This is a genomic window from Anaplasma phagocytophilum (assembly GCF_023476575.1).
GTDB classification, from domain to species: Bacteria; Pseudomonadota; Alphaproteobacteria; order Rickettsiales; family Anaplasmataceae; genus Anaplasma; species Anaplasma phagocytophilum_A.
The window spans coordinates 1-12,025 of record NZ_JAHLEX010000029.1 but is presented as its reverse complement, the minus strand read 5'-3'; the positions used below and the strand labels follow the sequence as shown (position 1 = coordinate 12,025).

The window sequence follows — 12,025 nt, the reverse complement described above, 5'->3', positions numbered from 1 at the left end:
AGTATGAACCATCACTTCTCTAATTCACACTTAATAGCCTAACTGCTCATGCAAGTAATATACCTAATGAGCGGCCTCTACCTAAACCCTCACCATATCATCTTGAGCACTGTCCATCCCTACTACTACTATGTACATGAAAGCTCTATATGCATCCAGAAACTGCCGTGCATCAAAATTAAGTAGCATTATAGATGCTTAGGTCTGATACTGGCGATGCGCACATGGACAATTTCACATACGCAAAACGGCGTTGAGTAACCTTGCACATTTCAAAACAGTCGATCGTATGCAACACTCATTGCGTGTATTTCATCATAAAATAAATCATTGATAGTTATTACCATACATTCAGGTACCAAAGCTTTTATTCTCGACTTGAAAGCTTCATCAAAAAAAGCCTGCTTTGAATTATGATTTTTACCTCAGTATCTTCGAATACTTTGTATCACCTATTGTAGGACACAACACTGATGTATTCTTAATTCTGCAGGACCTTGTTTATTGTTTTTATCACTGCTTACTATATTAAAGGAATACTTTATATAGTGGCATGTATCATACTCAATAACTGCAATATATTAGCACTAATTTATATCCTTGAAAGAAGCATTCTCAAAGAATGCAGTCAGCTACGATATCACCATTGACATAAAGGTTTTAGACAATGTTAGCGCATTATCAAACCTAATATACATTCAGGTCCTTATAATTACAGTCATTGCTGCATCGGTTTGGTATATGATTACAAAGTAAGCATATGTATTTATCGCCAGAGTTTAGCCTTCTAGCATGAGTTTCGGCGCATATACGCGCAATTATCTAAAGTGTATTTTTAGGTATATATATATGCAGCAATTTGCGTACAAGTGCACGGCTGCCTGAAGTAATAGCTTGGATGCACCACTCACTAATAATAAATCTGATCAAAAAGCGTTCTATGATTGATCAAAGCTACTATGCGACATGTTAAATAGCGAGTTTCATGGCATTCCCTACAATTCTGGAAGCAATATCATTGTAAATTTCAAAACGTCCACTACTGCTGGGAGCATAAGCTGCTCCATAGATTACTAATTTGAGTCATGCACAGAAAAAAATCCTCTTTTCCACTGCTGTTCCTCCTAACTCTGATAAGGATCTAGATATAGTATTTGAGTGGATAGGGTATGTTCTTAGGGTTGTCGTATGCAGTCCAATGCAGTATGTCCTTGTTGTGTGTAGTATCACGGAGTTATTTTCCGAAAACCCTATTTTTCTTCCTCTATATATTACTAATTTAGATTTATTAGATTCAGAGAGTCCTCTTCGCTGGTGCATTCTGCTACGCTCTGGTAAGGGTAGGAGAATATGGTATTTGAGTATGTGTAGTATTTTCTAGTTGCGCGTAGGATCGCAGAATTATTTTCTAGAACTCCACCTGCCAACTGCAGTGCTTTCAATCAGATTGCTTAGATGTTTGAGAGTGTATTTATACATGTTGCATATTTTTGTAGTTTATCAGAAGAGCGCGCTTTATCACGGCTCATTTTCATCATGAAAGTCTTCTCTTCCCCATGCCTCGTGTATAACCAGATATGTATAGGCTTCTTACAGCTATTTAATAGGTGTATTTTACTAACGAGTTTGCTGCACATCGTGAATATATACTGTACATTCTGCGCTTGCTGTGGAAAGTAGCATGAGTACTTTTAGCAAGTTCGAATTTTTTGCAAAGAAGCTGGGTTTTATGGCTATTATACGAAAGGATTCCCCTCTTATGCCCATTAGACATTCTCAAGGAATTTTCTGGGCTGCAGCAGTGATGATGTTGTTATCAATATGCTGTTTTGAGTGGATGTACACAGCCTTTGGTAAAGAAGTACTTCACAGTGAAGTTAGAGTTGCCACACTGTTGTTCACGCACATGTGCCTTTTTTCTGTGTTTCAACTTTTCTCAGGTTCTATTATCGACTACGCAGGATCTAAGGTTTCCTTACCTTTAGCAGCTTTGTGTGTTTTCATCGGCATGGTCCTACAGATATACACCAATGATCTCAACTTTCCTATCATGCTTACAGTTTCACAGTTTTTTTTAACATTCGGAGCGTCATTTGCTTTTATAGGGATTGGATATCTATGCAATGGATTTTTTAAAGAATCTATTGCAGGAATTATGTTTGGCTTTGCTCAAGCAAGCTATAGCATGTGCTACGCTATAGTTTGGTATATTTCCACATATTATGAACAATTTTTAAAGCAAAACTTTAGTTTTCTGGTATGGTTAATAGCAGCTTTTCAATTTGCGGTATTTATTACAATCTTATGCACTGCTAGTAATCCTGCAGTGTATTGCAAGAACATAAAATTCTCAGACATACTTAGCTCTATATACAAGATGCTATTTAACTCTAGAGTAGTGTTAGTATCTTTAATAGGAGGTATGGAGTTTGGAATATTTTTTTCTGTTGCCGGGGTTCTATTATACAAAGCAAGCGCAACACTGGGTAGTGTGGCATCCTTATGCATGTGGACAGGCTTCGCTATAGGATCTCCCTTTTTCTGCTGGGCTTATTCTTCTTTCCTGAGAGTAAAAAGTCAGCATATTTTTTTGGTATCTAGTTTGCTTCAAAGTGGCAGCTTACTGGTAGTAACTATGTTCATACAGGCTGCCGAAGCATTACATCCTGAAAAAAATTGGGTAGTTTATGCGGCTTGCCTCGTGGCAAGTATCTTCGGTTTTGCCTCCGGAGGGCACATGGTAGCATTTTCTGTAGGAAGGGAGTTGGTAGATATAAGACTAATCACCACGTACTGTGTTTTTGTCAATGGGTGCATGTGCGTGCTTTCTGGGATAATTGTGTTGATTTTAACTCTGCTATCTCAATTCTACAGGTTGTCAGATATGCTATTAGTTATGTCTTTAGTGGCTCTGCTTTACTATATCCTGGTTAATTTTATGCTATATGCACACTCTCCTCCCGTCAAAAACATCACTTAAGATTTCCCCTAAGCAATACTAATGAGCGGCAACATCGTAACCATAAAAACAATGCTGTCATCAATAGCAATGTAGGAATACGACTCAGGGATTCGCTCTGATCTAGATCAAAACAATCCACGTACGCTGATAAAATAATGCTAGCTTGCATTAGACAATACAGTCCCTTCCAGAGAATTCCGACGTCCATGCAGTATTTCAACCCTAACCATCTTATTAAAACAGTCTTCCGATCCGCTTGGAGCCGATATATGTATAGACTGAGTATATTCACTTTTTCCAAAAATCCTATCACGCCGCATGCTACTAGGATCACCTACTAAGACATCCATTACCCTGCCCTCCATGCTCTTATTGAACTGCAATTGCTGTTTTGTAAGCAGACCTTGTAAGGCGGCCAAACGCGCGCTCTTCTCTTCCTCTGGTACCTGATTAGAATACTCAGCACCAGGAGTACCAGGCCTAGGACTATACTTAAAGCTATACGACAAGGCAAAGCCAACGCTTTCTACCAGCTTAATAGTATCCTCAAAGTCTTTTTCAGTTTCACCTGGAAAACCAACTATAAAATCTGAAGACAGAGCCATATTTTTATTCGAGTCTTTCAGTTGCTCGACAACTCGAAGATACTCTTCAGCAGTGTGCTTGCGATTCATCTTTCGCAATATTGCATCAGAACCAGACTGCACAGGTAAATGCACAAACGGAGCCAGTTTCTTTTCGTCTCTATGAGCTTCATATAAAGAAGGATGCATATCCCTAGGATGCGAGGTTGTGTACCGTATTCTCTCGACTCCGTCTATTAGTGAGACCTTTTGAATTAACTTCCCTAAATCCCACTCATTACCTTTATATGTTCCATGGTAGGCATTAACGTTCTGTCCTATTAGGACTATCTCCTTTGTACCTCTATCAGTAAGTTGTTTTACCTCTTCCAATATGGCTTCTACATCACGAGAATACTCCGGCCCTCTCGTATAAGGTACCACACAAAAAGTACAAAATTTATCACACCCTTCCTGAATGGAGACATATGCAGAAACCCCCCCGTTAGCCTTTCTATCTATCGAAATTGCGTCAAACTTAGAGACTACTGGGAACTCTATATTAATCTGCTTCTTATCCCTTTTTACCTTCATTATAAGTTCTGGGAGAGTATGCAGCCCCTGCGGTCCCACAACCACATTCACGTACGGTGCACGCTCAAACACAGCTTCGCCCTCAGCCTGTGCCACACAACCTGCAACTATCAGAATACACTCTTCCTTTTTTATTACGCGCATACGCCCTAGAGTGGAATAAAGCTTTTCAGATGCCTTTTCCCTTATGTGGCAAGTATTAATCAATATTATGTCAGCATCTTCTGGACGCGAAACCGCAGCATAGCCTACAGGCCTCAGTAGATCTTCCATCATTAGAGCGTCGTACACATTCATCTGACACCCGTAGGACTCTATATACAGACCCCTTGTCATAAGAACTTTTTTTGGAGAATAAAACGTGATTCTATACCACATAAACAAGTAATACAATCCCGAAGTTCCAGTGTACCACTTGCCAGAAACTTAGTAATTCTTGAACTCTAGGAAGAGCAACCCAAACGGTAAACATATTATCTAGGAATTATTGCTCTTCTATCAGACAATCACCGTATTTTCTAATTCACGAAGTAAGTGCTTCAAAAGCCTCGTCAAAATAGCTTTCATCCCTGTGTTATAGTTTCCCAACGCGATTGGCAGATAATAAGATTAATGACATGTAGCTATTGAAATCTCCTACAAAAACATCAGAGCCAAATCTATAGGACCAAGGCAACCACTGGGCAATATGGTATATGCTGGAAAACACTATACATAACTGTGTAGAATCTCTATGCATGGAGCTTTCTGACAAGTGCGTGACAGTGATACGTGTGGTAGATGTCTGCGAATAATACATGTTTCACACCCTATCTCTTGCTATAGCTTTTGCCAATGGGGGTATAAGTCCTTAGTAGGCCCGTAGAATAGGCAGTACAATGCTTAGCTTGTCTATCAGAATCCACTTCTTAAATTTTTTGCATAGCCAAATAGCAACAAACACCCTGAAAAAATATGCCTGAATTTAAATTATGCACCGCACAGCAAATTCTTATGCCGGCATCTCTGTGTGAGGTATCAGTACAGTTTTTGCCTCATGACTCATACTAACAGAAATGCATGCCCTATTATTTTATGATTACATGATTGCTGTCTGGAAGTCATAACGTGCTATTTGTATCATAACATTTATCGTGGATCCACAGAGGAATATCTATTCCTAGAGCCAGTTTCATGCTCTGAAACTAATGCTCTTCGCATGCCCAAAACAAGCTCAAATATAAACTCTGAGCGCCACCGGACAGCACACAACACAGCACACAACCTAGTACACATACTATAGCAAATCCTTGAGATATTATTATTGTTTAACAGCATAGTTGCACGCCTGAGCATAACTTCAACGTTTATACACATACTCTGGAGAAGGGCGGCAACTTAAGCGATAGCGAAATTAAGCACAAGATAGAAATTCCATTAATCACTCACAACTGATGAATGAGAAATATTCCTTTTATGCACCAATGCAATATTTCCGTTAGTGAATATGACATATATATCATACTTTAACCAGTATATTAGAGAGGACTAATTTTATAGATCGCATTTTGCATGATAATTTCGTTATAAGTGTGGAGCACTATTTTTTCCGCCCGGATGATCGAATGCTAGCGATGTATGCGTATTATATGTTTTCTGCCTACCTCTGCATAACCTAACAGCCAAGCTAATAAAAATCTAATGCTAATATACGGTACAGGCACATTGCGCATATTTGCTTAAGCACAGGTTGCCGTGTAATCCACGATTTCTTAATGAATTTGTTTGCTTTTTATATGGTTATGAAATGGTAATAGCGCTCGTCAAAACTTATGCAATTACAATACGCTCTCTTCTCCCATAATAAAAGCGTATATTCTGCGTTGAAGACCTCAAAACTGTTATAAGTTATAATCACACAAAGGCACCATTAAGAATACACAAATATTGTGAAAAACTCAAATGAACGCTTGAATGACGCTTTTTACGCTCTGAAAAAAGCTACATGTTCTGTCCAGAAAAGCGTTCCCGGGGTATACAAGATGTTTGGCACAGAAGACCGCCTCCTATATGTAGGGAAAGCAAAAGACCTAAAAAAGCGGCTAAGTAGCTACTTAAGCATTAATAGAATGTCTGTTAATGTGTATACGATGGTGAAGCAAATCATCAGGCTGGAATTTACTGTAACAGAGAATGAAACAGAGGCACTGCTACTGGAAGCAAAGCTGATAAAGTCCCTGAAGCCAAAGTATAATATAATCATGAGGGACGATAAATTTTATCCTTATATATTGTTTTCAAGGCACAAATACCCCCGTATCGTACTGCATAGAGAAAAGAGAGCCGAGGGACGCTCTACTGGACTATACGGTCCATTTTTATCGTCTGTCATGACAAAACACATAATTGCAACAATCAAAAAAGCGTTTCTCATACGGTCGTGTCCGGATAACTTTTTCGCTACAAGAGTCAGACCATGCATTGAGTACGAAATGAAAAATTGCTCAGCGCCCTGCATGCAAAAAATCTCGGAGGATGATTACGGGAAGGCAGTGCAAATGGCCCATAAAGCCCTTACGGGACAGAGTAAAGAAATACAGTGCGAACTATTTGAGATGATGTGCAGGTTTAGCAAGAATCAAGATTATGAAAGTGCTATAGTATGCCGTGATAGGCTGCATGCTCTCAAATCCATGAAGGAATGCATGGGATTTCAGACAAGCATCCATGGCGATGTGGACTTCATAGCCGTTTACAAGCGCCAAGATTTATACTGTATGCAAGTTGTTTTTTTCAGAGATGGGGTAAATTACGGGAGCCAGCCTTATTTTATAGAAAGCGTCGGTAATGTATCAGACGCAGATATCGTAAATATGTTTATGTTGCAAACTTACAATGATTTTCCTTCAGTAGTCTATGTAGACCTACCTTCCGATTATGACACTAATATAATTAGCACCGCCATAAAAAAGCTTATAAAGCGCAAAGTGGATATTAGACTTCCTGCTACTAGAGATGAATTAAAAGCTATGGGATTAGCTCGGAATTACGCTATGGAAGCCTTAAACCGCAGGGTACGAAATACTGCTCAAGATACAGATTTAGAAGAATTTGCCACATTTTTTGACTTACTGAAGGCGCCTGAAAGAATAGAGATATACGATAATAGCCACATTTCTGGCACTCATCCATATGGAGTAATGGTAGTGTGCGGAAAAGATGGTCTCCTGAAAAAAGAGTATAGGAAGTTTAAGATAAATACCGTAACCAACGGTGATGATTGCTCTATGATGCATGAAGTTATCTCCCGCAGATTTAAAGAGATGCCAGACGTATTGCCTGATTTTATCCTAATTGATGGAGGTCGAGGGCAGAGATCAGCGGTATATGGGCAACTATCACACCTGGGTATACCGTTTGCATGTATTGCAAAGGGTCCCGGACGCGTAGCTGGCACAGATGTTTTTTATCTTTCGAATGGAAAAAAGTTGTCTTTAGATCCAGCAAGTAAGCTTATGCACTTTCTTTGTAGATTACGTGATGAAGCACACAGATTTGCCATAACTTCCCATAGAAAAAGCCGTGATGGTAAGCTACAATTCTCTACACTTCTTAATGATATTCCAGGCATTGGAAAAACTAAAGGCAAAGCAATGCTAGCTTATTTTGGTTCCATTCAAGCAATGAAACATGCTCGAGTGGAGGAAATAAGCAAGGTTCCTGGAATTAGTTTAAAACTAGCGAAACGCATAGCAGAGTACCTTAAAGAGTCACAAACTACGTTACGTGCATGAACATCAAAGAGTAACTGGGCTAATGATCATATAGTATTTTGATCGCAAAAACCCTATCAGCTTTGCTTCCAGTAGCAGTGCCTCGGTTTCATTTTCTGTTCAGTAATTTCCAGCCTGACTACTTGCTTTATCATCGATACACAATTAACAGACATTCTATCAATGCTTAAGTAGCTGCTTAGCCGCTTTTTCAGGTCTTTTGCTTTCCTTATATAGAGGCTGCTATCTTCGTGACATTCTTGTCAATCATTGATTAGCATATGAGGTAAGGATTCCTCTGTGCATACAGAGAAAGAAGAGTACATCTATATTATCGCTGAACTCATCACTCAATGATAAAATTCCTCCCTGCAAGGCAAAATCTCTCAGGCAAAGAACCCATGAAGCATAGTTCGATGTTCGTTACGATAGCAAAAGCATCACTGCTCTTCCTTACGGGCAAGATGCTATGTTTTCCACTGCTATAGGATTGACGGAAAGTCAGTTTAATAGCTCACAGATGAAGTGTGATCAAATACCCTTATATCGTTATTGGTACACCCATAGAATATTATTGCTTGATGCCCGTGCGTGTGTCACTACTATCCGATTCCCCTTATCGTATTGTGAAAAACCCAGGTTACGCAAGACATGGGTGATGCACAGACTAAGATATAGTCAAATACCCTGTAAGATTACTATTATTTCTGTAGTTACTAGCGTACCAATTTACTACTGCACACCTGCGCATGTTTCAATGAGCATATCTTAGGACATGCATGTCAATGGAGAATATAAAGTTTGACATCTGCTTAGCAACAGACATTGCCAATTTCTATAATGTAAAACGACTAGGCAAGCAGAGCCAAATAGTTCCCCAAAAGCCGACATGACGTTTTTGAGAAAGTGAAACTTTGATAAGATAAGCATTAGTCACAGGTGACACACAACAGTGGCATCATAATAATTATGTTCTGAATGGCAGAGAACATCCGTCACTAGCAAACTCATAAAAGACCTACCTCCCCCTCAGGCAAGCTGAGTAAGCAGCAAAAAAACAGTAATTACTTCTTTAGTATGCGTTTTTGAGAAGTAAAATTTTAAAGGATAAGAATGATCCACAGGTAATACAGGATAACAGCATCAGAGCTATTATGTTCTTAATAGAGGAAAAAATAGACGTAACTCCTGAACGCACAACAGACCGATCGATACCTTGGTTAGGTGATCTAAGGCTTGAATTACAACATTATTTAGAAGGATCAAGTCACAGGTTCAGTACACATACCTAAGTTTATTAATTGGTATATTTTAGGTATTAGTCAGGAATTTTTGTGTGTAATTGGAGCATATTCCCACACCTCTGCCAAAACACTATGTGAGAGCCCCCTGATCAGCCTGGTCATGTATGGTACAGCTCGCGTAATCTGCAGAGGCATGACCCACCATATTACATGACTCTTAGGTTTTTTTTGATGTAAACAATGTTGATGAATGCGTCTTGAGAGCTGCAGCGTTATTAACGGTATGCTACAAAGGGTACCATCATAAATTCTATTATCAAGTATATAAATGCCGTTTGTTGCCTGCAAGCGAAACCTAAATATCTCATGGCATGAGAAAATATAAGATACAAAAAATTTATAATACCTAAGCATATTCATTGATATGCCGCTCATGTTAACCAAGATCTCCTTGGCAGTCGAAAGTTGACACCTCAACCATGCAATCGGTCACATACTCTTTGGAAGATGGTTTCATGCACAGAATATAGGTCAGTTTTCTAAATGTCTTATATTATAGGAACTGTTCGTATGTCATCCGAATCTTTAAAAAGTACCAACTTGCTAACTATTCGGTGCCTTTAAAGCACCCATATCATATGCATTATGCCATGCACAATATGTTAGGCTTATCCGTCTTAAGGTGTTGAACCTGGAATAGGAACAACACCCAATGGAGTAGACGTACCTTTTTGCGGAGAAGTTCTACCACCAAAGCAGGTAGAACTGCGTCAATTTTTAGTCGGCACAGTAATCGGTTCTTGCCGCACAGAAGTTATATCACCTCCCTATCATTTAAGGAGGTGAGTTGACAAAGCTGCCAGTACTGTAATGAGACAATATCAACGCACTCATTGTTTTTACGCTATAGAAGTTGTGGATTTTCATAAAATCCCCCTTTGAATGGTATCTCTACACGTCCTGAATGCTTAGATGACTATGCAAAATAAGCCAATACTCACATCTACTTCTAATTTTAACTCTATAGTATCGCAAATGCCTTAAAAAATCTCTAGGGGTAAAAACTTCAAACGTTGTAACTTACTGAAATAAAAGCCATAAGATGTAGATGCCTAAGCATAGAAGTTTATTTATTAAATTCTTATTAATGCACTACATTATATCTGTTACAAGTCAGCAGAGTAGTGACTAATGAGACATGACATCTGAGAAAATTAAAGATATCAGACATCACACATACGCGCGATATACTTGAAAAAGTAAGATATTTTGAGATTGCGTAATTAAAAAATTATAATATAGTAAAAATTATGGTAAAATTATTTAATAAGTGTAACATTAGATATGCAAATGCTTTGTATAATGCAAAACTGTATGCACGTAGTCCAACACAACTAGAGTGGCCTTAACTTTAGCACAAAATACGCAACTATAGCCGATAATAGTCACACTACGGCATATAGTAGTACAAATAGCCACTTATCTGGCGCATATGATGTATTTGACATCAAAGAAGAAACGCATCCTCATGGAAATGGAAAAATTTAATATCCCTATTGACTAGGAAACTCACTGCAGCTACAATGCGGTGTGGTTTGATTAAGAAATTAATTAAGCTGCCAGGCCTCGCTCTGCGGTCAATGCATAACCATTAGGTAACACACACACTTTATCTTAGTAGAGCGGGGCCACCTAAATTCACTTCCAAGTAGAATTAATTGTATGTTTTTTAACCTATCAGGCAAGTGTTTTTTGAGCTATAAGTGCCTAAACGGCAACTATCTGCGTTATCAGTGTTGCAGAAATAATAAACTGCACGAACTCTATTTATCTTATAATTACGAATTACGCATCTTATGTTGAGATCGTTATATAAAGGTCATTCGTAAAATATTGCTTGATCGTATGCTTATTGCACCACTGCATACTCACAGCATCTGCAATGCAAACGCACTAGAGAATTGCTTATCAGCGAAACCCTCAGAAAACGCGTTCCGCCTGTGCCTTATAATGTGAAAATACAAACCAAACGCCGCAGCAGATGACATGCTTCGCAGAGTTTAGTTCCGGATTGAGTTCTGTATAGAAAGATCTTCATAATCTGCTGTCTTGAAAGCGTAGCCTAAAAGATTGATTACCTTAAGTAACGAACCATCCTTCGTAACGAGAGTAGTGCTATTTCAGTGCTCTTGATACAGCAAGACAGATGTGATTCCCTTAACAATCTTGAGCTTTCTCGTCGCAGAAGAAGACAAACATAGCTTTAACATCTACTACATCACATTATGGAAGTTATAATTACAATGGAACCGATTAAGGCACCTACTGCACTTCTGCATTCTTATGATCAGCAAATCCATGAACAAAGGATCCTTTGCAGATGCAATAAACCCTAACCCATGGAGACCTGGTGCTAAAATGAACAATACATTGAAATGGATAATTGAGATGCTTCGAAGGAATAAGAAGATCAAGATGAAAGCATTTATCATAAGAGCTTTGGAAGACATTATAACATTAAGGTTTCAATCTCCTAGAGAAACGGTCAACTACACAGAATTAGCAGCTATTGCACAAGAAGCAAACTTCCACTCTGGATGTTAACTCCTTAAAAGCTAAGGTACACCTAGTTAACTCACAGAGTAACTGCATTATTAATCAATACAATTTTACTGACTTTGCTGAGGCAGTTAAGCAATTCAGAAGGGTTTATTCCGCCAACACAGTACCCATGGGGGTACAGTTTTATCTATACGGCAGTACCAAAATAGGGTACACGCAGCAGTATCCTTACCTTTGTATCCCTGAAGGTGCTTCCATTACCTGAAGAGAAGAATTGCACTCACCAGACATCAGGATGCTCTGTGGCGACTTCTTAACAAAAAATTCTACCTCCTTGAAAATACAATA

6 protein-coding genes and 1 pseudogene are annotated in these 12,025 nt (G+C 38.7%); 4 read left to right on the top strand and 3 right to left on the bottom strand.

Annotated features, from left to right (window positions below):
• The first annotated feature begins 1,078 nt into the window (after nt 1-1,078).
• Together KPX09_RS02350 and KPX09_RS02345 are read left to right on the top strand one after the other, a co-directional pair.
• On the top strand, nt 1,079-1,381 hold the full coding sequence (locus tag KPX09_RS02350; RefSeq protein WP_249548786.1) for a hypothetical protein: 303 nt from the start codon (nt 1,079-1,081) through the stop codon (nt 1,379-1,381).
• A gap of 348 nt (nt 1,382-1,729) precedes the next feature.
• Nucleotides 1,730-2,980: an MFS transporter gene (locus tag KPX09_RS02345; RefSeq protein WP_249548785.1), complete on the top strand. Its 1,251-nt coding sequence runs from the start codon at nt 1,730-1,732 to the stop codon at nt 2,978-2,980.
• Between the two features lie 140 nt (nt 2,981-3,120).
• Here KPX09_RS02345 and miaB read toward each other — a convergent pair whose 3' ends face one another.
• A complete protein-coding gene (gene miaB, locus KPX09_RS02340; protein WP_249548784.1) occupies nt 3,121-4,455 on the bottom strand; it encodes a tRNA (N6-isopentenyl adenosine(37)-C2)-methylthiotransferase MiaB in 1,335 nt (444 codons plus the stop codon).
• A 1,592-nt stretch (nt 4,456-6,047) separates the two neighbouring features.
• On the opposite strand from miaB, the gene uvrC reads away from it, so the two are divergent.
• Both uvrC and KPX09_RS02330 read left to right on the top strand, forming a co-directional pair.
• On the top strand, nt 6,048-7,892 hold the full coding sequence (gene uvrC, locus KPX09_RS02335) for an excinuclease ABC subunit UvrC (protein ID WP_346017232.1): 1,845 nt from the start codon (nt 6,048-6,050) through the stop codon (nt 7,890-7,892).
• 1,064 nt (nt 7,893-8,956) lie between these two features.
• Nucleotides 8,957-9,163: a hypothetical protein gene (locus KPX09_RS02330; RefSeq protein WP_249548782.1), complete on the top strand. Its 207-nt coding sequence runs from the start codon at nt 8,957-8,959 to the stop codon at nt 9,161-9,163.
• Between the two features lie 1,815 nt (nt 9,164-10,978).
• Here KPX09_RS02330 and KPX09_RS02325 read toward each other — a convergent pair.
• Both KPX09_RS02325 and KPX09_RS02320 read right to left on the bottom strand, forming a co-directional pair.
• Nucleotides 10,979-11,385 (bottom strand): annotated as a pseudogene (locus KPX09_RS02325) (VirB4 family type IV secretion/conjugal transfer ATPase); the annotation flags it as partial.
• A 3-nt stretch (nt 11,386-11,388) separates the two neighbouring features.
• Nucleotides 11,389-11,607 carry a VirB3 family type IV secretion system protein gene (locus KPX09_RS02320; RefSeq protein ID WP_249548781.1) on the bottom strand — a complete coding sequence of 73 codons (219 nt, stop codon included), beginning with the start codon at nt 11,605-11,607 and terminating at the stop codon, nt 11,389-11,391.
• Between the last annotated feature and the right edge of the window lie 418 nt (nt 11,608-12,025).